The organism is Clostridium sp. AM27-31LB, assembly GCF_003480745.1.
GTDB classification, from domain to species: Bacteria; Bacillota; Clostridia; order Lachnospirales; family Lachnospiraceae; genus Butyribacter; species Butyribacter intestini.
The window spans coordinates 86,657-113,129 of the sequence record NZ_QUJS01000006.1; the positions used below are offsets into that span (position 1 = coordinate 86,657).

A 26,473-nucleotide genomic window follows, 5' to 3' on the forward strand; every position below is an offset into this window, starting at 1 on the left:
ATGGAGGTAATGATGATGACAAATACTGAAACTTGTAACAGCAGGGTTTTAGATGAAGCCTCAAAGGTTATTGATCATGAAAAGAGAGGTCTTTACGATCCCCGTTATGAACATGATAACTGTGGTATCGGTTCTATTGTAAATATCAAGGGAAATAAGACACATGATACTGTTTCCGGAGCTCTTGACATTGTCGAGAAGCTGGAGCATCGTGCAGGTAAGGATGCTGAGGGAAAGACCGGTGACGGTGTTGGTATTCTCTTACAGATTTCACATAAATTCTTTAAAAAGGCAGTTAAACCACTCGGTTTTGAACTCGGAGATGAGAGAGATTACGGTATCGGAATGTTTTTCTTTCCACAGGATGAACTTAAAAGAAACCGTGCCAAAAAGATGTTTGAAGTCATTATTGAAAAGGAGGGGCTTGAACTTCTCGGCTGGAGAAAAGTTCCTACTGAGCCTGAAATATTAGGACATAAGGCACTTGAATGTATGCCATACATCATGCAGGCATTTGTTAAAAGACCTGAGGAGGTTGAGAAAGGACTTGATTTTGACCGCAAACTCTATATTGCACGCCGTGTGTTTGAACAGAGTAACGATGACACATATGTTGTTTCATTTTCAAGCCGTACGATAGTCTATAAAGGTATGTTTCTTGTAGGACAGCTTCGTCTTTTCTTTAAAGACCTTCAGGATCCTGATTATGTATCAGCTATCGCAACGGTACATTCAAGATTTAGTACGAATACAAATCCAAGCTGGATGAGAGCACATCCGAACAGATTTATCGTTCACAACGGTGAGATAAATACTATCGTAGGTAATGCCGACAAGATGCTCGCCCGTGAGGAGACTATGGAAACTTCACTCCTTGCAAATGATTTCCACAAGGTTCTTCCGGTTGTCAATCCAAACGGTTCTGATTCGGCAAGACTTGATAATACACTTGAGTTTCTTGTGATGAGCGGTATGGAGCTTCCGCTTGCTGTTATGATAACCATTCCTGAACCGTGGGAACATGACATGAGCGTTAGCCAGAAAAAGAGAGATTTCTATCAGTATTATGCGACGATGATGGAGCCTTGGGATGGACCGGCTTCAATCCTTTTCTCTGATGGTGATATTATGGGAGCGGTTCTTGACAGAAACGGTCTTCGCCCATCGCGTTATTACATTACAACAGATGACCAGCTTATCCTTTCTTCAGAAGTAGGCGTGTTTGACATTCCGCCTGAAAAGATTGTTAAGAAAGATAGATTAAGACCGGGTCGTATGCTTCTTGTTGATACAGTCAAGGGTGAGCTTATCGATGATGAAGTGCTTAAAGAAAAATATGCTTCACGCCAGCCTTACGGTGAGTGGCTTAACAGCAATCTTGTTACATTGAAAGAACTTCGTATTCCTAATAAGAAAGTAGTGGAGTTTACTGACGAGGAGAGAGCAAGACTTCAGAAGGCATTCGGTTATACTTATGAGGATTACAAGGAGTCGATTCTTCCTATGGCACAGAAAGGTGCAGAGCCTATTGCTTCAATGGGTACTGATACACCGCTTCCAATGCTTTCAGATAAGCCGCAGCCATTGTTCAACTATTTTAAACAGCTTTTTGCACAGGTTACAAACCCTCCTATTGATGCGATAAGAGAGGAAATCGTAACATCGACAAGCGTTTATATCGGTGAGGACGGAAATCTGCTTGAAGAAAAGGCTGATAACTGCAAGGTGCTTAAAATTCGCAATCCTATCCTTACTGACACTGACCTTATGAAGATTAAATATATGGATAAAGAGGGATTTAAGTGCGTTGATATTCCTATTACTTATTATAAGAATACATCACTTAAGAAAGCACTTGACCGTATGTGTCTTGAAGCTGACAGAGCTTACAAGGAGGGTGCAAACATTCTTATCCTTACTGACAGGGGAGTTGATGAGAACCATGTGGCTATACCGTCACTTCTTGCGGTAGCTTCAATGCAGCAGCATCTTGTAACTACAAAGAAGAGAACAAGTGTTGCAATGATACTTGAATCGGCAGAGCCAAGAGAAGTACATCACTTTGCTACAATATTGGGATATGGTGCCTGTGCGATAAATCCTTATCTTGCCCACAGCACTATAAAAGAGCTTATCGGGCAGAATCTTCTTGACAAAGATTACTATGCAGCGGTTGATGATTATGACGCAGCGGTCCTTCACGGAATTGTCAAGATTACATCAAAAATGGGTATTTCTACAATTCAGTCATACCAGGGTTCAAAGATTTTTGAAGCCATTGGTATTTCAGAGGATGTTATCGAGAAATACTTTACTGACACTGTATGCTGTGCAGGAGATATTACACTTGAGGATATTGAAAAACAGGTCGATACACTTCATTCAGCAGCATTTGATCCGCTCGGTCTTGAAACGGATATGAATCTTGAGAGCCGTGGCCAGCACAAAGAGAGAGGTCACAAGGAGGAACATTTATATAATCCTGAGACTATACATCTTTTACAGCAGGCTGCATGGACAGGAAGCTATGAACTGTTTAAACAGTATTCAAAATGTATAGATGAAAAAGAGCACAATGTAACACTCAGAAGTATGCTTGACTTTAATTATCCTAAGAAAGGCATTTCTATCGATGAGGTTGAGAGTGTTGAAGAGATTGTTAAGAGATTTAAGACAGGTGCCATGTCTTACGGTTCTATTTCACAGGAGGCGCATGAAACACTTGCCATTGCGATGAATCATCTTCACGGCAAATCAAACAGTGGTGAGGGTGGTGAGAGTCTTGACAGACTTCTTACTGCAGGACAGCCGGAGGACAGATGTTCAGCAATAAAGCAGGTTGCATCAGGTCGTTTTGGTGTAACATCGCGTTATCTTGTAAGTGCAAAGGAAATCCAGATTAAGATGGCACAGGGAGCTAAGCCTGGTGAGGGAGGTCATCTTCCGGGAGGAAAGGTTTATCCGTGGGTTGCAAAGACAAGACATTCAACACCTGGTGTAAGTCTTATCTCACCTCCGCCACATCATGACATCTATTCAATCGAGGACTTGGCACAGCTTATCTATGACCTTAAGAATAGTAATAAAGATGCGAGAATATCAGTTAAGCTTGTTTCAGAAGCCGGAGTAGGTACTGTAGCAGCCGGTGTTGCAAAAGCCGGAGCAGCAGTTATCCTTATTTCAGGATATGACGGAGGTACCGGAGCAGCACCTAGAAGTTCAATCTACAATGCTGGTCTTCCGTGGGAGCTTGGTCTTGCGGAGACACACCAGACACTAATAATGAACGGACTCCGTTCCCGTGTCCGTATTGAGACAGACGGTAAACTTATGACAGGCCGTGATGTGCTTGTGGCAGCACTTCTTGGAGCAGAAGAGTATGGATTTGCAACAGCACCGCTTGTAACAATGGGCTGCGTAATGATGCGTGTATGTAATCTCGATACCTGCCCTGTAGGTGTTGCAACACAGAATCCTGAACTCAGAAAGAGATTTAAAGGAAAGCCTGAATATGTTGAGAACTTTATGAAGTTTATCGCACAGGAACTTCGTGAGTACATGGCTTTACTTGGAATTAAGAAAGTCGATGACCTCATCGGCCGCACAGACCTTCTTAAAGTTAAGGATGATCCAAAGGTTAAGGAACATCACATCAACTTTAACGAGATAATTGACTCATCATTTGCAAATGAGAGAAAAGAAAACAAATTCAATCCAAAGAATGTATATAACTTTGAACTTGAAAAGACAATAGATGAAAAAGTTTTACTTCCTAAACTTAAAAAATCACTCCAGACAGGAGAATCGGCAAAAGTTACAGTCGATGTGACAAATATCAACCGTACATTTGGTACGATACTCGGTTCAGAGATTACAAAGAAATTCAGCGATACGCTTGAGGAGGACACTATTACTGTTGAGTGTCACGGAAGCGGCGGTCAGAGCTTCGGTGCATTTATCCCTAAGGGGCTTAAACTTGAGCTTGTCGGTGATTCAAATGATTACCTCGGAAAAGGTCTTTCAGGCGGAAAAATTGTTGTATATCCACAGGCAGGTTCTAAATTTAAGGCAGAGGACAATATCATTATTGGTAATGTTGCACTGTATGGTGCTACAAGCGGTAAGGCATTTATAAACGGTATTGCCGGTGAGCGTTTCTGTGTCCGTAACTCAGGAGCAACAGCAGTTGTTGAGGGTGTCGGCGACCACGGATGTGAGTACATGACAGGCGGTCGCGTGGTTATACTCGGACCTACAGGAAAGAACTTTGCGGCTGGTATGAGTGGCGGTGTCGCATATGTACTTGATGAGAACAGTGACCTTTACCTTAAACTTAACAAAGACCTTGTCTCATCACAGCCGGTAACAGACAAATATGATGTACTTGAGTTAAAGAAGATAATAGAGGAGCATGTTGAAGCTACAAATTCAGCAAAAGGAAAGAATATCCTTGAAAACTTCAGTGATTATCTTCCTAAGTTTAAAAAGATAATTTCTTATGATTACAGCAAGATGCTTCAGCTTATCGCTCAGATGGAAGAAAGAGGATTAAGCTACGAGCAGGCACAGATAGAAGCATTTTATGCACACAAAAATCAGGCATAAGCTATAGGAGATACTGTTTATACGCACGCCTGACATACAGTCGGGCAGTGCGGTGATGTTTGAGCGACAGGATAAGGAGGATAATTATGGGCAAACCAACCGGATTTCTTGAATATGAAAGAAAAAATAATAAGGCAGTAGAGCCTTTAGAGAGAATAAAGAACTTTAATGAATTTCACACTCCTATGAGTGATAAGGATAGAAAAGAACAGGCTTCAAGATGTATGAACTGTGGTGTTCCGTTCTGCCAGTCAGGTATGATGATAAACGGAATGGCATCAGGTTGTCCTTTAAACAATCTCGTGCCTGAATGGAACGATCTTCTCTATCACGGATGTATGAAAGAGGCACTTCAGATGCTCCGCCAGACTAACAATTTTCCGGAGTTTACATCGAGAGTATGCCCGGCACTCTGTGAAGCAGCCTGCACTTGCGGACTTAACGATTCGCCGGTAACATGTAAGGCAAATGAAAATGCTATTGTAGAGTATGGATATGCAAACGGACTTATGGAGGCTAGAAAGCCTAAGGTACGCACAGGCAAGAAAGTTGCAATCATCGGTTCCGGCCCTTCGGGACTTGCGGCAGCAGACCAGCTTAACAGGAGAGGTCATGATGTAACCGTGTTTGAGAGAAATGACCATATCGGCGGACTTCTTATGTACGGTATTCCAAATATGAAACTTGAGAAATGGGTTATCGACAGAAAACAGAAAGTCATGGAAGAAGAGGGTGTTAAATTTGTCGTAAACGCGGATGTAGGAAAAACAGTAAAAGCAGCAGATATTGTCAAGGATTACGACAGTGTTATCCTTGCGTGCGGAGCATCAAATCCGAGAGATATAAAAGCGACAGGCCGTGAAGCTGATGGAATCTATTTTGCTGTAGATTTCCTTACACGCTCTACAAAGCATGTGCTTACGGGCAAAAAAGACGGCTGGGTAGATACAAAAGGAAAGAATGTTGTTGTTATCGGAGGCGGTGATACAGGTAATGACTGTGTCGGAACAGCAGTAAGACAGGGTGCAAAGTCGGTAGTACAGATTGAGATGATGCCAAAACTTCCTGATGAGAGAGCAGCAAACAATCCGTGGCCGGAATGGCCTCGTGTATGCAAGACAGATTACGGTCAGGAAGAAGCGATAGCTGTGTTTGGCAAAGATCCGAGAATATATCAGGCAACTGTAAAAGAGTTTATCGCTGACAAGAGCGGCAAGTTAAAGAAAGTAAAACTTGTAAAACTCGAGCCAAAGAAAGATGCAAAGACAGGCAGATTAAATATGGTCGAGATACCGGGAAGTGAATTTGAGATTCCTGCCGACTATGTACTTATCGCAGCAGGTTTTCTTGGTACTCAGGATTATGTTGCAAAAGCGTTCGGGGTAAAATTAAATGCCCGTACAAATGTAGAGACGGCAGAGGGCAGTTATAAAACATCTGTAGATAAGGTGTTTACTGCCGGTGATATGCACAGAGGCCAGTCGCTCGTTGTGTGGGGAATAAATGAGGGAAGACATGTAGCTAGGGAAGTTGATGAGTTCCTTATGGGTTACACAAATCTTCCATAAAAAATTACAGATGTTAAAGATAACTATAAATATATCAATAAATTACAAAAGCCATTAAAAGTAAAGTCCTTAAAATAAAATAGATGGTTTGTTATTATTTGTGATAAACATGAATAATAGTGACCGTATCGAAAACAGAGGGTGTATAATGTGATTACATCCTCTGTTTTTGGTGCAAAAGAACAGAAAGATTGTATATGAACAGGTATAGCAGCAGATTGAGAATAGGCATGGTTATTGATTGAAAAAATAATGTATGTAACAGTTCAGCCTTTCATCTCTAACATTCATAAACCTGCCAGCAAGCTGTCAGTCGCTGCGATGCAGCTATTGTTTATTTCATTTCAGAGATGAAAGGCTATTCTACCATAAAAAGATAATCAGCAATTCATTAAGCGAGCTTATGCATTGCTGATTATCTTTTTATGGCTGAACTGCTACTAATGTATAAACATAATTGCAAATGTCTTTGACATATGAGTGTTTTTTTTGTATAATAGGAACAATGTGTAGTTATGTATAAATAATACAAGGAGGAAGCGTGATGGCAAAATATACCAGACAGGATATATTGGAACTGATTGATGAAGAAGATATAGAATTTATCCGTCTTCAGTTCACGGATATATCCGGAAATTTAAAGAACATGGCGACTACAATTGACCAGCTTGATAAGATTTTAGACGGACATTATAAGTTTGATTGTGCGGCTATTGACGGTTTCCGTGGTACTGGATATGAAGAACTGTTTTTAGTTCCGGACTTAGATACATTTGTTATTTTTCCTTGGCGTCCACAGCACGGCAAGGTTGCACGTTTTTTATGTGATGTTGTTAAGCCTGACGGCACACCTTTTGATGGTGACAGCAGATATATTTTAAAGAAAGTTATTTCAGAGGCAAAGGAACTTGGATATGAATTTAAGGTAGCTATCAAGAATGAGTTCTTCCTTTTTGACCTCGGTGAGAACGGAGAGCCGACCAATCATTCAAGTGAACAGGGCGGCTATTTTGATGTTGGACCTGCTGACGGTGGCGAAAATGCAAGGCGTGATATGGTACTTTATCTTGCAGATATGGGGATAAGTGTTGAAACATCATATCATTCTGATGAATCGGCACAGCATGTGCTTGACTTAAGTTATGCGGATGCTCTTGACATGGCAGATAACATTATGACATCGAGACTTGTTATACGGACCGTGGCAAAGAGACATGGTGTTAATGCGACATTTATGCCAAAACCTAAAAAAGATACAAAGGGGTCAGGAGCACATTATACATTTACATTATTTAAAGACGGAAAAAATGTTTTTAATGATGAAAATGATGATTTGGGAGTTAGCAAAGAGGGTTATCAGTTTATGGCAGGAATATTAAGTCATATTGCGAATATGTCACTTATAAATAACCCTATCGTAAATTCATATAAGAGACTTATACCGGGTTATCTGGCACCGGTCACAGTCGGATGGTCTTCAACAAATTCCAGTCCGCTCATACGACTTACTTCAATAGGAAGTGACGGTGCGAGGATAGTTTTAAGAAGTCCTGATGGTGCAGCAAATCCTTATCTTGTTATCGCAGCCTGCCTTGCAGCCGGGCTTAGTGGTATAAAAGAGGAACTTGAACCGCCGGTATGTATGGATGACTTATCTGAAAAAGAAGCACAGAAATGTGAAGTCCTTCCGAGGACGCTTTATGAGGCTGTAAAATTATTTGAGGAAGATGATTTTCTGCAGGAGATTGTTGGCAGCCACATTTCAGAGCATATCATAAAGAGCAAAGACAAAGAATGGAATGAATATTGTACTCAGGTGACTCAATGGGAGACAAAAAGATATTTAACCAGTTTATAGGATCGATTGTTTGCACAGAAGACAGGAGGTTTCTGCATGGCAGATATTATCATAGCTTTTCCAAAATTGGACGATGCGAAGAATTTAAGAAAGCTTCTTGTTCGTAACGGTTATGATGTAAACATGGTTTGTGACAGTGGAGCACAGATAGTGAGTGCGGTAAACAGTCTTGATGGAGGAATAGTTATATCCGGATACAAATTTTCAGATATGCATTATTCAGAGATAAATGATTATCTTCCAAAAGGCTTTGCTATGCTTTTGCTTGCATCTCCGGCGAAACTGGCAGATTGCGATTTGGATGGAATTGTTTCACTGGCTATGCCGTTTAAGGTACAGGATCTGTTGAACACTCTTGAGATGATGATGGTTCAGTACAACAGATGGAAGAAGAAGCAGAAGAAAAAACCAAAAGTCAGATCTGAAAATGACCGAAAAGTGATTACGGCGGCTAAAGAGCTTTTGATGGAACGTAATCAGATGACAGAAGACGAAGCACATCATTATATTCAAAAACTTAGTATGGACAGCGGTACCAATATAGTAGAGACCGCCGAGATGATATTAGAACTTAATGGAAAGGAATGGGAATTTTAATATGAAGAAAGCGTTTCTTATATTAGAAGATGGAACAGTATTTGAAGGAAAAAGTATTGGTGTTGACAAAGAGATAATCTCAGAGATTGTTTTTAATACATCAATGACAGGTTATTTAGAGGTTCTTACAGATCCAAGTTATGCGGGACAGGCAGTTACCATGACGTATCCGCTTATTGGAAACTATGGAATATGCTATAAGGATATGGAGTCAAAAAAAGGCTGGCCTGACGGCTTTATCGTTAGAGAACTTGCAAGAGTTCCAAGTAATTTCCGTTCAGAAGACACCGTACAGCATTTCCTTGAAAAAAATGATATTCCGGGTATCAGCGGCATAGATACAAGAGCATTGACAAAGATACTTCGTGAAAAAGGTACAATGAATGGAATGATAACAACGAATGAAAATTATAATCTCGATGAGATCATTCCAAAGCTTAAAGAATATACAGTCACAGGTGTAGTTAAGAAGGTTTCATGTGACAAGATTGAAAAATATGTTCCGGGAGATATAGGCTCAGAGAGCGTTGCGGCTGACAAAGATGTTGCAGTTATTGATGTTGGAACAAAGAAAAACATTATAAGATGCCTTTTAAACAGAGGATGCAATGTAACTGTTTATCCGTGTGATTTTGATGCAGACGAGGTTATCGCATCAAAGCCTGACGGAATTATGATAACGAACGGACCGGGAGATCCTGCTGAGTGTGTAGATATTATCGCACAGGTAAAAAAACTTGCCGATTCAAATATACCTGTATTTGCAATCTGTCTCGGTCATCAGCTTATGGCACTTGCACATAATGCAAAGACATATAAGATGAAATACGGACACAGAGGAGCAAACCATCCAGTCAAAAATCTTGAGACCGGAAAAGTATATATTTCTTCACAGAATCATGGATATGTAGTAGATGCGGACGGAATAGATGCATCAGTGGCAAAACCGTGGTTTGTAAATGTAAATGACGGAACTATTGAGGGACTTGAATATATAGGAAAACCTGTAAAGACAGTGCAGTTTCATCCTGAGGCAAATGCAGGTCCTAAAGACTCAGAAATGTTGTTTGATGAATTTATGAAGATGATTGGAGGAAATAAATAATGCCAAAGATGGAAGGAATCAAAAGGGTACTTGTAATAGGTTCTGGTCCTATTGTAATCGGACAGGCCGCAGAGTTTGATTATGCAGGAACACAGGCGTGCCGCTCTCTTAAAGAGGAGGGAATGGAAGTTATCCTCGTCAATTCTAATCCTGCAACTATTATGACAGATAAAGATATTGCAGATAAGGTCTATATAGAGCCACTTACAACAGAGGTATTGCAGCATATAATCGAAGTTGAAAAGCCTGATAGTCTTTTGCCTAACATGGGCGGACAGGCAGGTCTTAATCTCGGTATGGAGCTTGCTGAGTCCGGATTTCTTGAGAGCCACGGAGTAAGACTTCTCGGAACGACAGCAGAGACTATCAGAAATGCTGAGGGTCGTCAGGAATTTAAAGACCTTATGGAGAGAATCGGTGAGCCGTGTGCATCATCAGAACTCGTTGAAAATATTGAAGACGGTATCAAATTTGCAAATAAGATCGGTTATCCGGTCGTACTTCGTCCTGCATATACGCTCGGAGGTTCAGGCGGCGGTATAGCACACAATGAGGAAGAACTTGTGGAGATACTTTCAAATGGTCTTAGACTTTCGAGAGTAGGACAGGTACTTGTAGAGAGATGTATCGCAGGATGGAAAGAGATAGAGTATGAGGTAATGCGTGACAGCAACGGAACCTGCATTACCGTCTGCAACATGGAAAACCTTGACCCGGTCGGAGTTCATACAGGTGACAGTATCGTAGTTGCACCGTCACAGACATTGTCAGACAAAGAGTACCAGATGCTTCGTACATCTGCTTTAAAGATTATCGACGAACTTGGAATCACAGGTGGATGTAATGTTCAGTTTGCACTTCATCCTACATCATTTGAATATATAGTAATAGAGGTAAACCCTCGTGTAAGCCGTTCATCAGCTCTTGCTTCAAAGGCAACGGGTTATCCTATTGCAAAGGTTTCAGCAAAGATAGCACTCGGATATACGCTTGATGAGATTCCGAATGCCGTAACAGGAAAGACATATGCAAGTTTTGAGCCTGCACTTGACTATGTGGTAGTTAAGATACCTCGTCTTCCATTTGATAAATTTATCAGTGCAAAGAGAACTCTTACCACGCAGATGAAAGCGACAGGTGAGGTTATGAGTATCTGCACGAATTTTGAGGGTGGACTTATGAAAGCCATCAGGTCACTTTCACAGCATGTTGACTGCCTTGAGACAGGAGATTATGACAATATGTCTGACGAGGAGGTTCTCGAGCATCTTTCAGTAGTAGATGACCGCAGAATTTACCTTATAGCAGAAATACTCCGCCGAGGAATTGCTTCTTATGATGAAATTCACGAGGTTACAAAGATTGACAAGTGGTTTATCGATAAACTTGCAATTCTCGTAGAGATGGAGAAGAAGATTAAAGAGTCAAAAGGAAATCTTGACAAAGAGCTGTTAAAAGAAGCTAAGAGACTTGAATTTCCTGATAATGTAATTGCACGCTGGACAGGAAAGACTGAGGAAGAGATTAAAAATCTCCGTTATGAGTATGGCATCACGGCAGCGTTTAAGATGGTTGATACCTGTGCGGCAGAGTTTGCCTCAGAAACTCCATATTATTATAGCTGCTTTGACGGTGTGAATGAAGTAGAAGATACAACTAAAAAGAAAAAGATAATTGTTCTTGGTTCAGGACCTATCAGAATAGGACAGGGTATAGAGTTTGACTATTGTTCGGTTCACAGTGTATGGACACTTAGGGAAGAAGGTTATGAGACTATTATAATAAATAACAATCCTGAAACAGTCAGTACAGACTTTGATATAGCAGATAAACTCTATTTTGAGCCGCTTACACCGGAGGATGTTGAAAATATTGTCCGTCTTGAAAAACCTGACGGGGCAGTAGTACAGTTTGGTGGCCAGACAGCTATCAACCTTACCGAATCACTTATGAAGATGGGGGTTAAGATTCTCGGAACGAGTGCAGAGGATGTAGATGCCGCAGAGGATAGAGAATTGTTTGATCAGATACTCGAGGAGTGCCAGATACCAAGAGCAAAGGGTGATACGGTATTCACAACAGAAGAAGCACTTAAAGTCGCAAACGAGCTTGGTTATCCGGTACTTATCCGTCCTTCATATGTACTTGGCGGACAGGGTATGCAGATAGCAGTATCAGATGATGATATAAAGAAATTTATGCAGGTTGTAACAAGATATCATCAGGAACACCCTATTCTTATAGATAAATATCTTATGGGTAAAGAGATAGAGGTAGATGCCGTATGCGACGGTGAGGATATTCTTATACCGGGTATCATGGAGCATATCGAGAGAGCAGGTATTCATTCGGGAGACAGTATCTCGGTATATCCTGCACAGACTATCAGTGACAGAATACAGGATATGCTTGTCGATTACACAAGAAAACTTGCAAAATCACTTCATGTAATCGGACTTATAAATATACAGTTTATTGTTTACCATGACCAGGTGTATGTAATTGAGGTAAATCCTCGTTCAAGCCGTACCGTTCCATATATCAGCAAGGTAACAGGTATTCCTATCGTAGATCTTGCAACAAAAGTAATACTTGGTGCAAAGGTTAAAGATTTCGGATATGGAACAGGACTTGCAAAGAAGTCAAAATATATTGCCATCAAGATGCCTGTATTCTCATTTGAAAAACTTAGGGGAGCAGAGATAAGCCTTGGACCTGAAATGAAATCAACAGGTGAGTGTCTCGGTATCTCAAAAGACTTCAACGAAGCACTTTATAAGGCATTTAAGGGAGCAGGAATAGATCTTCCAAAGCATAAGAAGATGATAATCACTCTTAATGATGCTGACAAAGAAGAGGGAATCGAGATTGCTAAACGCTTTAAGAAACTTGGTTATGACATCTTCTCTACGAGGGGAACAGCTAAGGTATTTAACGAAGCAGGAGTTCTTGCAATACCTGTAAATCGTATAAACGAAGAAGCACCTACACTTATGGATCTGTTGCTTGAACATCAGATAGATCTTGTAATAGATACACCTACGCATGATGACAAGCTTAAAGATGGTTTCCTTATCAGAAGAACAGCCATTGAGACAGGTGTAAACTGTCTTACATCGCTTGATACGGCAGCAGCACTTCTCACATCACTTGAGACAGAGGGCAAGGATAAGCTTTCTATCGTAGATGTGGCAACTATCTCAGAACAGCATGAGGTGTAAAATGATGTCGTGGTATGCTTGATGATGCCATATCATTGTATTGCTTTTGCAAATTGTGTTAAAAAATTTATATAAAAATGCAACCTTCTTTAAATAACCGGGTTATTATAAGTAGAAAGCAAAATTGTCATAAGTTTGACTTCTTATGATGTTTGTTTTGAATAATAACGGAAGTTTAAAGGAGGTTTTTTTATGAGAAAAGACAGGATTGCAAAGGCATTTGCATTATTTATGACACTTGTAATAGCAGGAACGACCGGATGTGGCGGCAGAAAGACCAGTCTTAATGAAACAGGAAACAAAAATGTAAGTACACAAAAAACATCTGATATTCAGAAAAAGGATGGTGAGTCATCAAGCAGCGAAGTACAAGACAAGAAAAAGGAACTTGTGGGAAAGAAGAAAAAATCATCTGTAAATTTGTCAAATGAAGAAGTTAAAAAATGTAAACAGATTTATAAAGATTATAACAGCAGTCTTTTATATCATTTTCTTAAACAGAGCTGGGGGGATAATCCACAAAAAGGGCTTGTCGCCTGCTCAAATATAAATATGTATCTTGCAAACGGGATGCTCTCGGAAATGACTGCAGGGCAGAGTCGGGAGCAGATATTAAATTCATTTGGCAAAAATATGTTTAGAGCAGCTGTTTCGGATTGCATAAATGTAAATGACAGAGAGGAGAAAGAATGGGAGGAAGAACAGAAGATAATAAGAAAGATGATGGGGTATATAAGCGGTAAAATAAAATCCGAAAACTGCTCTTTAGGTAATTCTGCATGGCTCAGTGATAAATATGATTATTCCAGAGAAGCCGGCACAATACTTAAAAATGATTATAATGCGTATAGTTTAACGGGAGAGATGGGAAGTAAAAGTTTTAATGATAAAATAAATAAATGGATTGATGAGCAGACAGGTGGTAAGATAAAAGGTAATCTGAAAACAAATAAAGACATGGCTATGTTATTGTTGTCAGCCGTAAATTTTAAGGAGCAGTGGAAAGTCAGATTTGATAAAAACAATACAAAGAAGGGCATATTCTACGGCCAGTCTGCATACACCTGCGGTAATACAACTGAGGAGGAAAAGATTGATAAGGAAAAATGCAGTTTTTTAAATTCGGAGTATGCTTATGCCTATACTGAGAATGGCAGGTATCAGGCAGTTTCGATACCTATGACAAATGCAAATATGAATATAATACTGCCAAAGGAAAATGTGGCAGCAGACAAACTCATAAATAATAAGGATGCAAAGCAGATAATTTCATTGTGTAACACATTCAATAAAAAATGGGATTATTCTAAGATAGTAAAATTTTCAATGCCTAAACTGGATTTTAAAAGTGAACTTGAATTAAATCCATTGATGCAGGATATGGGTATAAAAAATATATTTAATGGAAAAAAAGCAGATTTTTCTAAGATGTTTGTGTCAGATGGAGAAAATAAATCAGAAGGTGGAATTTATGTTAGTAAAGCAAAACAAAATAGCAGGATGACGATTGACGAAAACGGATGCAGTATGGCATCATATACAGAGATTGCCCTTGAGGCATTGGCAGACGAAAAAAAGGATACTGTCACAATGAATTGCAACAGACCATTTATTATAATAGTTTCAACAAGTGACGGTCTTCCAATATTTATGGGAGCAGTAAATAGAGTTGCATAGATAATTGCGAAACTAACTATATGTTGTGTCAATTGCACACATATAACAAATAATATCGTCGGCACGCTTTCGCTATGTTGTCGTTCGTAGCAGTACATAAATCAGCAAAAAACGCTGATTAAGTGCTGACGACGACAAAAATGCCGACTAACACTATTTGTTATATCTGCACAATTTAATCAAGATTTATGATAGTTTCGCAAACGCCTATTTTTAATTAACAAAAAGGAGATATATGGAAGATGAGAAAATAGTACAGTTGATATGGGACAGAAATGAAAACGGTATTTACGAACTATCTGAAAAATACGACCGTTATTGTTTTTGTATTTCAGAGCGTATTGTACATGATGAGGAAGATGCAAAAGAGTGTGTAAATGATACATGGCTAAGGACATGGAATACGATTCCGCCAAGCCGACCGTCAGTGCTTAGTACATTTCTTGCCAAGATAGTGAGGAATCTGTCGCTTAACAGGTATAGGGATATGCACGCATTAAAAAGAGGAGGGAATAGTGTGAATATTGCAATAGAGGAACTTAATGAGTGTATAACTGACGGAAAGACGGTGGAAAAAGACATGGAATATAAACTTCTTACAGAGTCTATAGAAGATTTTTTGTGGAAACAGACTAAGAGAAACCGTACCGTCTTTTTGAAACGATATTTCTACATTATGGATATTAAGGAAATCGCTGAAGAACTTGATATAAAAGAGGGTACGGTAAAATCAATCCTTAGCCGTATGAGAAAGGAGCTTGCCGTATGGCTTGAAAAGGAGGCGGTAGTGTGAGCGAAAAAAAGGCGGAAAAGCTGATGTATGCCATTGGCGGTGTTTCAGAAGAAATGCTAAAAGAAGCAGAGGATTATTCAGAAAATATTAAAAAGATGTCTTTTAGACGAAAGAGATTAAAAAAATATGCAAAAACGGTATTTGCCATTGGGACAGCCGCAGCAGTCATAGGTTGTGCATTACTTGTATATGAAAAACCGAAAAAGTCATATAAAAATGAATTAAGTTCGACAGGGAAGACTGTTGAAAAAAACTATGATAAAAGTAAGAATGATGATTCTATGGATGAGAGTGAGACATTTAAATATGCATCAGAAAATATACATATACATATCTATAATCCTGAGATAACAGAGGAAGAAATACAGGACTCTGACGGGACACAAACCAGCGTGTTGCAGGATATAGCAGCAGGATATGATGAAAATGTATCCGACACGCAGAAAAATAAAAAGAGTGGGACAGAAGATGGTGTAAGTGCAGATTATGATAAAACGGAGGAAAAAAACAGCGGTTCGGCTAAAAGTGGGGACAATTGTGCTGATGGCACAGAAATAAGAACTAACAAAAAGCAGAAATTAAAAGTTCATGCAACAAAAGACGGAGAGACAACAAAAATCCAATTTATATTGCAATTTGGCAAAGCTGGTGATGGAGGCACATATATTTGCAATGTTAAAGAGACAAATGCCGGTATGTCGATAGAAAAAACAGTTTTATCTGACAAAGACAGCAATTGGAAAGAAAATAAAAAAGCAAAAGTTGTGTGTAAATCTGGAACAAAGCTGATGTTTACGGCTAATATTACAAAAAAACAGCAGTCGGAGGAAGATATAAAGCTGTTAGAAATAAATGTGAAATTTAAAGAAAAGGGAGATAAAACAACAGATGGATTTAATATGACAGTGCGAAAGGAAAATGACGGATATTATTCATATATGAAAAAATAGAAAGTGGAAATAAGTATGGTGTTTTTATGCTGCTAGGGGATTTTTTTGTAAATATGTGGTACAATAAATGTCAATGTGTTCATAATGCATAGAATTATATACGGATAAGAGAGGACAATTAAGATGAAAAAAAATATTAGAGTTTGTATTATGCTTATAGCAATGACATTGAGTATTATTCCAAGTGATACAAATATAGTGAAGGCGGCACAGACGGTTAATGAATATACAGATGAAAATGCGGCATTTCAGAATAAACTGTTTTCGCTTGCTGTTGAAAATAAGATTAATTTTACTGACAGAACAGGTAAAGGTTATGCGACATTTACGGCAAAAGATACGGCAAGATATAGAATTGAAATAAATGATTATGAAGATCAACGAATGACTATAAGGATTCATGATGATGTTGAAAATAACTATGTTGAGCATATCAAGGCGGGAAAAAATGATTATTTCAGTTATAATATGACAGAGGGAAGAAAATATACAATAGAGGTAGAAAAAGTCAGTTCTATGTATTATGCAAGCTGTGCCGGGGTGAAAATATTACCGCAGACAGAGTCGTTAGTTCTTTCTAAAAGAACAGGAATTATTATCGGAAATGAAAACAAATTAAAGATTGATACTCAGGTTGAACCTGCAAGTATCAAGACAAATGGACTTATAACTTATAGAAGTCTGGATGAGGGCATTGCAACGGTTGATGAAAACGGAGTTGTTACGGCAGTGAAAGCCGGCAGTACAAGCATAAATATCTCTACATATGATAATTATGAAGAAACTTTTTATGTTACGGTTATAAGTACGGACAGTGTTTTATCTGAAAAAGAGCTGACAGTAAACAAGAAAGCAAGTGCTGATATAAAAAGCGGTGATGCAGAGGCATATTTTACATTTACTCCAAAGAATACAACTCAATATAATTTTATGATAGAGATGCAGAAGGGTGTAGGCGGTGTAGTATATATATATAAGGGAGATAAGGTTCAGGAAACAGAAGGATATATTGCAAGTGAAAGAGGAATATCAAATGCAGATATATCTTGTGAGCTTGAGGCAAATCAGGTATATACAGTAAGGGTATGTTTTGAAGATTCATATACAACAGGGTCGATAGATGTTCTTGTAAGGGAAAAAACAAAAGACCTTGAAATTACAGGAACTGGTGACAAACTGATAGTAGGGCTTGAAAAGACAATGCAGCTTAACGCAAAAGTCACAACGGCTTCAGGAGAGAACAATGAAGTTACCTGGGCATCAGAAGACGAAGGCGTTGCAATCGTGAATCAAAACGGTCTTGTTACATCTGTCAATATGGGAACGACTAACATAACAGCAACGACATGGGATGGAGTCGTGAAAAAATATGAGGTAGTAGTTCAGGAGCCTCAGATTTCACTTAATAAATCTTTCGTAAAAATGAGAGTAAATGAAAAGTTTACACTTAAGCCTGTTCTTACATATGATGATGGGAAAGATTATACAGGATACAAATGGGATGAGGTATTATTTATATCTCGTGACGAAAGTGTGGTGAGGGTTACAAAAAGTGGGGATGATAAGTGTATTTTGAAGGCAGCCGGAAGAGGTAATACAGTTGTAGATGTCACTATGAAAATAGGAACAAGAAGTTATGAGATGTCATGTGAAGTTAATGTTAAAGGTCCTTATCTGAATTGCTCAAGATGTTATTTGTATATTGGAAATACGCAGAAAGTAAAAGTGCTTGATAAAAAAGGAACTTTGAAATGGAGTACATCAAATAAAAAAGTAGCCACGGTATCAAAGAGTGGGAAAATTACGGCAAAAAAACGAGGTAATGCTTTGATTATATGCAAAGTTGACGGAGTCAAATTAACTTGTAATGTTACTGTTGATACACCGTATATGATTGGAATGGATGGCACTATGACAGAGGGGCTTAGCTGCAAAATGCGAATTATAGGATCAAATTCATCAAAAAAAGAAAGATGGTCATCATCAAATAAAAAGATATTAACGGTGAAAAATGGAAAGATAACAGCTAAAAAAACGGGTGTTGCAACATTAAAATGTAAGGTGAATGGTATTACAATAAAGAAGAAAGTCACAGTACATAAGAATGTATATACACAGCCTTCTGCAAAAATTAAAGATATGCTTCTCGACAGGATATATTATCAGGTTGTAAAGACATATTTTTCAGGGAACAAACTTAAAGTCAAAATAAAATTATATAATACATATACTGACAGAAAATTAAAAGTTATAAAGGCACTTGATGTAAAAATATACGCAAATGGCAGATGTCTGCACCAGAGAGTGGTTAATAAGAAAGTGAATATGAAAGCATACAGTTCAAAGACGATAACGGTAACAGTATCAAAAAACAGTAAAATGAAACATACTATAGATTTGAGAAATAATGCTTTTACTTCGGATATAAATCTGCAGACGGCATATTATAGTTACAAATATACATATTAAGTGAAATAAATAAGCCGTATTCTAAATGATAATGATATTTAGAATACGGCTTATTGTTTTTAATACAGAGTTATACAAGATATAAATGTTTAACGATATTTTTATCGTTATGAAATTACGAAAGATTTTTAATTATTTTGTCAAAAATTTCAAATACCTGAAGTTTTTCTTTTTCCGAGAAACCATTAAGACATAACTCTTCAAGTTTTTCAAATTCGGAATAAACTTCTTCAGCAGTTTTTTTCCCTTTTGTCGTAAGATAAATTTTATGTGCGTGTTTTTGACCGGCAGTTAATACTTTTTCACGATATATAAAATCAGCTTTTTCCATGTTATTAAGTATGGATGTCATAGACGGGGGTGTTATTCTGCAGATAGAGGCAAGTTCTTTCTGGGTGTATCCATCTGTCTCTCTGAGTATATACAAAACCTTTGGCTGTGCATTTGAAAGATTAAGCCTTTCAAAAATGGCATGGCTGCGTTTTGCGTGTGCTGCGGAAAGTTCAAGCAGTTTTAAAAAAAATTTCTCATTCATATGTAAAATCCTCGTTTGATAGTAAATATTAACTACTAATTGTTAAAAAGTCTTTTTGCAAAATTGTAAAAACCGTGATCCATCACTGTGGCATCATGCCCACCGGTTGTTTTGTACCATATATGTTTAGTGTTATTTTTAACAAGTGCATTGTGGTATGTTTCAGGAATATCAAAAACAACTGTATCGCTTTTGGCTGCAACAATCATTAAAAGAGTGTTGTCGGCATATTCATCATTTAACTTAAATGTATCTGCTTTAAAAAGACCGTCTTCAGCTATTCCGTTCATTTCGTATGCAAAAAGTCCGGGAGCAGGGCAGAAACCTCCTATATATCCAAAAGTGTCCTGCATTGAAAGACCGATATATAGTGCAGTGCGGCCACCCATTGAAAAACCGGCAATTGCTGTGTTTTCACGACCTTCTGCTACCGAATAATTTTCCTTTATGTAAGGCATAAGATTGTCACGAAGATCATTTATGAAATTGTCAAATGCACGATAATTGTCAAGCGAAAAAGCATCTCCAACATATGTATCATTTGCTCTTGCACGGCAGTTTGGAAGTACAAGTATCATTTCTTTTGCCGTTTTTTCAGCAATCATGTTTCCTATTATAACAGGTGCATTAGCATTAAGCCAGTCTGTATGATCCTGACCAAGACCATGGAGAAGATAGCACACTGGATATTTTTTGTTTTTGTCATAGTTTGGCGGCAGAACTACGGCACATTTTCTGTTTTTGTTGGTGGTTGTTGAAAAGTATGTATCAATTTTAACCTTACCATAAGTGACATCACTGTTTTTTTCTGTATATGCGAAAGATACAGGATATGCTACATCACCGTCATAAGGGTCCGGTTTTGTTGTTGGTCTTTTTTTTACCGTGACATTACAAGTATATGTTTTATTGTTGTATTTTGCCATTATTTTGCCTTTTCCTTTCTTTTTTGCTTTTATAAGTCCTGATTTATTAACTGTAATAATGGATTTGTTATTTGAACTCCATTTAATCTTTTTCTGATTTTTGACGGGAACATTTTTTAATTTTAATTTTTTAGTCTGTCCTGTTTTCATTATGAGTTTTTTTGCACTCAGTTTAGGTTGTCCGGCAGTCTTTGCAATACTGTGTGTGGTGCAAAATGATGTGACGGGTAATAATAGTGTTGAAATTGTCAGTGTTGCTGTGAGAATAAGTGTTAATTTTTTTTTCATGTCTGTAACCTCCGGGTTTAATATAGTAAAACAAATGCGATTTTAAAGTAAGAAAGCTAATTAGAAAGCTAATCAATACTGCTGTTATATTATAACTTTGAAGAATGTTTGTCAATATATTAAAACTATGAATGTAAGAAATGCATGGATGAACTATTACCTGTTATATGATATAATTAACAAAAACAGACTGAAATATGGCGGCAGCAGGGAAAATAGTTTTTGAAAAGTCTATCAGTATGTTGATTTATATATTATAATATATTAGAATAACAAGTAGATTATTAAGTAGAAAAATAAGTGAGGTATTAGGATATGCAGGAATATGATGAATCATTTTTTATAACAAAAGCTAACAAGCGTGGTGGAATAACATGGTTTATATTGATGATAATAGTGTCAGTTTATTATGGTATAAAAGTTGGTACAGGCAAGCTGGATGTTGGATATTTCTTTATGTTTTTTACTGTTGGATGGCTGTCGCTTATTATCAGCAAAGTATTGTTGAAAGTTAAGGGTGAGGACAATAAAAATTATAAATGGATGTTAGGAATAGGATATTTATTGTTTTATTCTGTTATTGCATGGACCTCACTTGACCAGGTATCATATGTATTTATATTGCCATTACTTTCAATATTGATACTCTATAAGGATCCTAAGTTCATAAAGGTCATGATGTGGATAACATTATTTATTCTTCTTTCCAGCAATATGTACAAAGGTTTAGTAAAGGGGATGATGGATTTTGTTTCAAGTGAGGAATGTGCACTTGAGTTTGCCGTTGTCATCTGTTGTTATGTATGCACAAATATGGCAATAAAGCATCTTGTAGAGTCAGATGGAGCATTGACAGCTTCCATTAAAGGAAACCTTGCGAGAGTGGTAAAGACAGTTGAACAGGTAAAAGTTGCAAGTAATGAGGTTGTTGATGGAGTAACTGTTGTAAGAGAGCTTGCAGATGAGAATAAGGCAGGTGCGGATGAAGTTGTTAAAGATATGAGAGTGCTCTCGGATAACAATAATGTATTAAATGAGAAAACCGTATCTTCGGTTGATATGACAAATGTAATTGACGACCAGGTAAGAAATGTTGCAGGACTTATGGAACAGGTCGTAGAACTTATAAATGCATCTGTTGAGCACGCAGATACAAGTGCTAAGGACCTTGTGGAAGTGGTTGATACAACAAACAAAATGTCTGAACTTTCTAAAGAAGTAGAAAATATACTGGCAGACTTTAAGGAAGAGTTCAACGGTGTTAAAGATGAGACAAGCACGATAGATGGTATAACATCGCAGACGAATCTTCTTGCACTTAATGCTTCAATAGAGGCAGCAAGAGCAGGTGAAGCAGGAAAGGGCTTTGCAGTTGTTGCAGATGAGATAAGAAATTTAAGTAATGGAACTAAAGAATCATCGGGAAGTATTATGCAGGCACTTTCAAGACTTGAGGAGACCTCGGCAAAAATGATGGATTCCATTGCACAGACTATAGAACTTATCCAGTTGAACATAGAAAAAGTATCAAATGTTAATAGGAGTGTGACAAAAATAACAAATGATGCTGCAACGCTTGGTGAAAATATAAAGATTGTAGACAGTGCAGTAAAAGAGGTAGAGACATCAAATAAAACACTTACTGACAATATGAATCAGGTAGGTGCTGTTATGAACGATATGACAGAAAGCATAAACAAGGCGGAACTTACTACAAAAACCATGCTCAGCAAGTATGAGTCAAGTGCTAAAAGTGCGATGGACATTGAGGATGTTGTCGGAAAACTAATGGAAGAACTTGGCGTTGGCGGATTTATGGGTGTTCAGGATGTAAGAAGCGGCATGAAGATTTCCATAAGCAATGTAAATGGTGTTAAGAAAGAGTATAGTGGTGAAGTTGTAGAGCGTAAAGGCAATGAACTATATATAACTGTTGACGAAAAAGACAGTGAATTGTTTGATAAAAAAGATAAACATACGAGATGTAACTTTAATATAGTAGTAGACAATGTATTGTATTATTGGGAAAATATATCAATCAGACACAGTAAAGCCGCTGAAAGTGGTGAGTATAAACTTTATATAGAGTCAAATCCGCAGGTACATAACAGAAGAAAATATCCTCGTATGCCGATTGCAAATGCCTGTACGATAAAATTTGAGAACGATGACAAAACATATAATGGGCGTATGGTAAATGTGAGTGCAAACGGTTTTGCATTTTCGGTCTGTGACAGTGCTTTTGTAAATGCAAAAGATAAGAATATAATTGTTTCAGTGGATAATTTTGATGAGATTTGTACAAATCCACTAGAGGGCTGCATTATAAGATGCTCAAATAATGACGGGGAGTACACAGTAGGATGCCGTATGCCGGAAGACATAATGTCTATAAAGCATTATGTAAATAAAAATTATTGTAATTAGGTGAAAATAGTATATTGATGGGAGAAAAATAATGGAGAACAGTGGAATTATTTTAGAAACCAAAAATATAAAGAAAACATTTGTTACAGGAAATTCAGAAGTTCAAGCTTTAAAGGGAGTCTCTTTTTGTCTAAAAAAGGGCGAGATACTTGCGGTCATGGGGGGAAGCGGCTCAGGCAAGAGCACACTTTTAAATATCTTAGGTGCACTTCTCGTGCCGGATGAGGGCGAGATATATCTGAACGGCAGACTTGAAGAGCAGTATTCCAAAGAACCTCATGCCACGGAGATAAGAAATAAACATATTGGTTTTATATTTCAGGATTTCAGTCTGCTAAATGACCTGTCAGTGCGTGAAAACGTTTCACTGCCGCTGGTGCTTAAAGGGGGTCGTGACAGGAAAGTTAAAGATACAGTTGAAAGCATAGTCAGGAGAGTGGGGATTGATGATAAACTTGACAGCGGTGTTACGCAGCTTTCGGGAGGGCAGCAGCAGAGGATTGCGATAGCAAGGGCGGTGGTGACACATCCGGATATAGTTCTCGCGGATGAGCCGACGGGAAATCTCGACTACAATACTTCACTTGAGATAATGGAGCTGTTTATGCAGTTAAAAAAGGAAGAAAAACAGAGTTTTATCGTTGTGACACATGACCCGATTATTGCTACATACGCTGACAGAGTTATATTTCTACATGACGGCGAGATAAAGAACGAATATAAAAATGAGGAAGGCAGTGATAATTTTTCAAATATACTCGCTATATTCAGAGGACTTGTGGCGTGAGGGGGAGAAAAATGGAGAGAGAAGATATAAAAAAATTAAACAGGATAAGCCTTGATTTTTTGAAAAACAGTAGATTTTTAACTGCTTCATGTATTGTATGTGTGTTTTTTGTAAGTGCAATGCTCATTTTGATGTTTCAGCTTACAAGAAATTCAAAAAAGTCATATCTTCAAAATATGCGGGAGACATTTGGAGACTGCGATATAATAGCCGCCCATGAAGATTATTCAAGGATTGATGATAAGGTATTGAAAAATGTGTCAGGGCTTGACGGTATAAGTGAACTTAATACAGGGATATGGGATTATATTGATATGAAAACGGCTCTTAAAGAAAAAAATTCCGTGAGTATCTATACTATAGGCACTGACAATGGGAGATTAAACAGGGCGAGATATAAGTTTTACAGCCGTTTAAAAGACAATCTTATAGTGATAAATCAGAAGTTTGCCGACTCCCAAAATCTTAAAGTTGGTGATGCGGTTTACTGTGGAACAAAAAAATTTACCGTGTCAGAGATAATCTATGATGATAATTTTTCTTTCCAGAATATTTATTTTGCGGTAATTACAAAGAAAGCATTTAGCGGGATAAAGAATGAGGATATAAGTTCATCATATATGCTGATAAAGACAAAACACAGCAAAAAGATGAGCAATATTAAAAATGCTGTAAAGAGTGCAGATAAAAAACTTGACATAACTATGATAGAGGATTCTAAGGAATACCAGTCCTATGTAAAGGTGTATTCGAGTTTTATGAACATTCTTGCGGTTATAGTCATTATAATAAGTCTGTTGTTTATAGCCGCCGTATTCAGGAGATTTATGCAGAAATACAGCAGGGATATGGCTGTTATGCGGACGATGGGTGCAAGTATAGGACAGGTAAAAATGATATTTTCACTGCTGGGTGTCTATATTACAGGTGTGGGATGTTTACTTGGATTTGTTTTTTCGGTGTTAGCGGGAAAAATCCTGTTTGGTGTTATCGGTAATGAATTTGACCTTGTCGCTGAGGCGAGGAATGTTGATATTTCGCTGGCTTTTGGTATCATGGCAGCAGTATTTGCCGTAGTAGAAATATTTCTTACATTATTTTCAAAGTCATTTATAAATAAACTTCCATACCAGTCCATGAAAAACGATGGCTCGTCAAATAAGGCATATTCGGGAAAAGGAATTATAAACCGTTTTATATCTGCCGTATTGCCATCTGATATGCTTATAAGCTATAAGATGGCTGTTCCGAAAATGAAAGAAAATTTTCTTATGATATTTACGATAATCATGCTAACGGTATTTACATATTGCAGTGAGGATTTGATGGACGAGATAGGAAGAAATAATGAGATATATTATAAGAACATATATACCGATGATGTGCTTATACAGGATGAGCAGTCTCATTATTACTCAAAACTTGACAATTTGTGCAAAAAAATTCAAAAACAGGTAGATACAAATGTATTTTTACAGTCAGAGATAGATGCGGCAACAGGCATTACGGCAAGAAAATCATCGGGGAAACAGTTTTTCTTTTCGGGTGGAACATCTTTTGCATCATTGAAAAATATGCAGAAATCAGGGCTTGTGAAAAGCAGTATATCAGATTTTGCACATTCAATATTGATAAGCAGGAAAGCGGCTAAAGATTATAAGTTAAAAGTAGGCGATAAGCTGGTACTTAGCACAGATGATGCAGATTTTACAGATTATGATGAGAGAATGAGAACTAATTATAAAATGTGGGAGGGCTATAAGGGGGTAAAGACCACTGTAACAGTTGTCGGTGTTATACCTGACAGCACTTTGGCGAGTGTCATAATTGATACAGACAGTACAATATTCATATCATTTCCAAAAGAAATGGCTGTGGACGAATGGAAGATATTTGCACATAAAATGACAAAAAAACTTGATATGAGCCTGCAAAATGCCCGAATGGAATTTACGGCACTCAGATGGCAAAGTTTTGAACAGATAATGGCATTTTCACATAAAATTCTTAAACAGAGATATTTTATAGTGAGATTTACACTCTATATGTTAAGTGTAATGGCAGGGATAGGCTGGGTAAATGCTGCAGCAAACATGATACAGTCGAGAAGAAAAGAATATGTGGTACTAAGAAAACTCGGAATGTCAGAGGGCAGAGTGAAAAAGATAATATGGTACCAGCTTGTCCTGTTTATCTTTTCGGGGATTGTAGCCGGTATAGTGCTTGGCATTGAGATATTGAAAATATTTAATCTGAGGGAATATGGTGTCTGGATGGATATTAAGTTCAGAACGGAGAATATATGGTTCATACTTGTGCTGTTTTTAGTGTTATTGGTGTCTTTGAGGAAAAATGTAAGGGAAAATGTGGCTGTTCAGGCATAAAAAATGAAAGGCAATGTGGCATGAAAAACTTGTAACAGTTCAGCTTTCATTTTCTGCATTCATAAACCTGCCAGCAAGCTGTCAGTCGCTGCAATGCAGCTTATGTTTATTCATTACGGAAATGAAAGGCAATGGGGCATGGAAAAAACTTGTAACAGTTCAGCCTCTCATTTATTACATTCGTAAACCTGCCAGCAAGCTGTCAGTCGCTGCAATGCAGCTTATGTTTATTCATTACGGAAATGAAAGGCTATTCAGCCATAAAAAACTAATTTGCAATACA

General features: G+C 37.8%; 15 protein-coding genes. 13 read left to right on the forward strand and 2 right to left on the reverse strand.

What is annotated here, in order from left to right; genetic code table 11:
• Window positions 1–15 precede the first annotated feature (15 nt).
• The 10 genes from gltB to DW721_RS10180 all read left to right on the forward strand — a co-directional run bounded on the left by gltB (window position 16) and on the right by DW721_RS10180 (window position 18,843).
• Window positions 16–4,605, forward strand: a complete 4,590-nt coding sequence (gene gltB / locus DW721_RS10135) for a glutamate synthase large subunit (RefSeq protein WP_118745730.1) — start codon at window positions 16–18, stop codon at window positions 4,603–4,605.
• Between the two features lie 86 nt (window positions 4,606–4,691).
• Entirely contained in the window at window positions 4,692–6,173 is a 1,482-nt protein-coding gene (locus DW721_RS10140; protein WP_118745676.1) for a glutamate synthase subunit beta, read from the forward strand.
• Window positions 6,174–6,717: 544 nt separating this feature from the next.
• Window positions 6,718–8,031 (forward strand): glutamine synthetase family protein, encoded by a 1,314-nt coding sequence (locus DW721_RS10145; RefSeq protein WP_055942644.1) that lies wholly within the window; start codon window positions 6,718–6,720, stop codon window positions 8,029–8,031.
• Between the two features lie 36 nt (window positions 8,032–8,067).
• Window positions 8,068–8,628 (forward strand): ANTAR domain-containing protein, encoded by a 561-nt coding sequence (locus tag DW721_RS10150; RefSeq protein ID WP_118745677.1) that lies wholly within the window; start codon window positions 8,068–8,070, stop codon window positions 8,626–8,628.
• Between the two features lies 1 nt (window position 8,629).
• Window positions 8,630–9,733 (forward strand): carbamoyl phosphate synthase small subunit, encoded by a 1,104-nt coding sequence (locus DW721_RS10155; RefSeq protein ID WP_022013821.1) that lies wholly within the window; start codon window positions 8,630–8,632, stop codon window positions 9,731–9,733.
• Window positions 9,733–12,954, forward strand: a complete 3,222-nt coding sequence (carB, locus tag DW721_RS10160) for a carbamoyl-phosphate synthase large subunit (protein WP_118745678.1) — start codon at window positions 9,733–9,735, stop codon at window positions 12,952–12,954. The genes DW721_RS10155 and carB overlap by 1 nt, the downstream gene beginning before the upstream one ends.
• A 192-nt stretch (window positions 12,955–13,146) precedes the next feature.
• Window positions 13,147–14,631: a serpin family protein gene (locus DW721_RS10165; protein ID WP_118745679.1), complete on the forward strand. Its 1,485-nt coding sequence runs from the start codon at window positions 13,147–13,149 to the stop codon at window positions 14,629–14,631.
• A gap of 235 nt (window positions 14,632–14,866) precedes the next feature.
• The gene (locus tag DW721_RS10170; RefSeq protein WP_118745680.1) at window positions 14,867–15,424 is read left to right on the forward strand and encodes a sigma-70 family RNA polymerase sigma factor; all 558 of its coding nucleotides are present in this window, start codon (window positions 14,867–14,869) and stop codon (window positions 15,422–15,424) included.
• Window positions 15,421–16,374: a hypothetical protein gene (locus tag DW721_RS10175; protein ID WP_118745681.1), complete on the forward strand. Its 954-nt coding sequence runs from the start codon at window positions 15,421–15,423 to the stop codon at window positions 16,372–16,374. Before DW721_RS10170 ends, DW721_RS10175 begins: the two co-directional genes overlap by 4 nt.
• A 123-nt stretch (window positions 16,375–16,497) precedes the next feature.
• Window positions 16,498–18,843, forward strand: coding sequence for an Ig-like domain-containing protein (locus tag DW721_RS10180; RefSeq protein WP_118745682.1), 2,346 nt, complete (start codon window positions 16,498–16,500; stop codon window positions 18,841–18,843).
• 115 nt (window positions 18,844–18,958) lie between these two features.
• Here DW721_RS10180 and DW721_RS10185 read toward each other — a convergent pair whose 3' ends face one another.
• Both DW721_RS10185 and DW721_RS10190 read right to left on the reverse strand, forming a co-directional pair.
• Entirely contained in the window at window positions 18,959–19,378 is a 420-nt protein-coding gene (locus DW721_RS10185; protein WP_055942625.1) for a MarR family transcriptional regulator, read from the reverse strand.
• A 35-nt stretch (window positions 19,379–19,413) separates the two neighbouring features.
• The gene (locus DW721_RS10190; protein ID WP_118745683.1) at window positions 19,414–20,592 is read right to left on the reverse strand and encodes an alpha/beta hydrolase-fold protein; all 1,179 of its coding nucleotides are present in this window, start codon (window positions 20,590–20,592) and stop codon (window positions 19,414–19,416) included.
• A 315-nt stretch (window positions 20,593–20,907) separates the two neighbouring features.
• Between DW721_RS10190 and DW721_RS10195 the strand changes: the two genes are divergently transcribed.
• Genes DW721_RS10195 through DW721_RS10205 form a run of 3 tightly spaced genes read left to right on the forward strand, consistent with a single transcriptional unit; the run spans window position 20,908 to window position 26,190 of the window.
• The gene (locus tag DW721_RS10195) at window positions 20,908–23,019 is read left to right on the forward strand and encodes a methyl-accepting chemotaxis protein (RefSeq protein WP_118745684.1); all 2,112 of its coding nucleotides are present in this window, start codon (window positions 20,908–20,910) and stop codon (window positions 23,017–23,019) included.
• A gap of 31 nt (window positions 23,020–23,050) precedes the next feature.
• Window positions 23,051–23,806: an ABC transporter ATP-binding protein gene (locus DW721_RS10200; RefSeq protein ID WP_118745685.1), complete on the forward strand. Its 756-nt coding sequence runs from the start codon at window positions 23,051–23,053 to the stop codon at window positions 23,804–23,806.
• 11 nt (window positions 23,807–23,817) lie between these two features.
• Window positions 23,818–26,190, forward strand: coding sequence for an ABC transporter permease (locus tag DW721_RS10205; RefSeq protein WP_118745686.1), 2,373 nt, complete (start codon window positions 23,818–23,820; stop codon window positions 26,188–26,190).
• Window positions 26,191–26,473: the final 283 nt, after the last annotated feature.

Coding starts and splice junctions, on each gene's coding strand:
- gltB (WP_118745730.1), top strand. CDS start 16: ATGACAAATACTGAAACTTGTAACAGCAGGGTTTTAGATGAAGCCTCA.
- DW721_RS10140 (WP_118745676.1), top strand. CDS start 4,692: ATGGGCAAACCAACCGGATTTCTTGAATATGAAAGAAAAAATAATAAG.
- DW721_RS10145 (WP_055942644.1), top strand. CDS start 6,718: ATGGCAAAATATACCAGACAGGATATATTGGAACTGATTGATGAAGAA.
- DW721_RS10150 (WP_118745677.1), top strand. CDS start 8,068: ATGGCAGATATTATCATAGCTTTTCCAAAATTGGACGATGCGAAGAAT.
- DW721_RS10155 (WP_022013821.1), top strand. CDS start 8,630: ATGAAGAAAGCGTTTCTTATATTAGAAGATGGAACAGTATTTGAAGGA.
- carB (WP_118745678.1), top strand. CDS start 9,733: ATGCCAAAGATGGAAGGAATCAAAAGGGTACTTGTAATAGGTTCTGGT.
- DW721_RS10165 (WP_118745679.1), top strand. CDS start 13,147: ATGAGAAAAGACAGGATTGCAAAGGCATTTGCATTATTTATGACACTT.
- DW721_RS10170 (WP_118745680.1), top strand. CDS start 14,867: ATGGAAGATGAGAAAATAGTACAGTTGATATGGGACAGAAATGAAAAC.
- DW721_RS10180 (WP_118745682.1), top strand. CDS start 16,498: ATGAAAAAAAATATTAGAGTTTGTATTATGCTTATAGCAATGACATTG.
- DW721_RS10185 (WP_055942625.1), bottom strand. CDS start 19,378: ATGAATGAGAAATTTTTTTTAAAACTGCTTGAACTTTCCGCAGCACAC.
- DW721_RS10190 (WP_118745683.1), bottom strand. CDS start 20,592: ATGAAAAAAAAATTAACACTTATTCTCACAGCAACACTGACAATTTCA.
- DW721_RS10195 (WP_118745684.1), top strand. CDS start 20,908: ATGCAGGAATATGATGAATCATTTTTTATAACAAAAGCTAACAAGCGT.
- DW721_RS10200 (WP_118745685.1), top strand. CDS start 23,051: ATGGAGAACAGTGGAATTATTTTAGAAACCAAAAATATAAAGAAAACA.
- DW721_RS10205 (WP_118745686.1), top strand. CDS start 23,818: ATGGAGAGAGAAGATATAAAAAAATTAAACAGGATAAGCCTTGATTTT.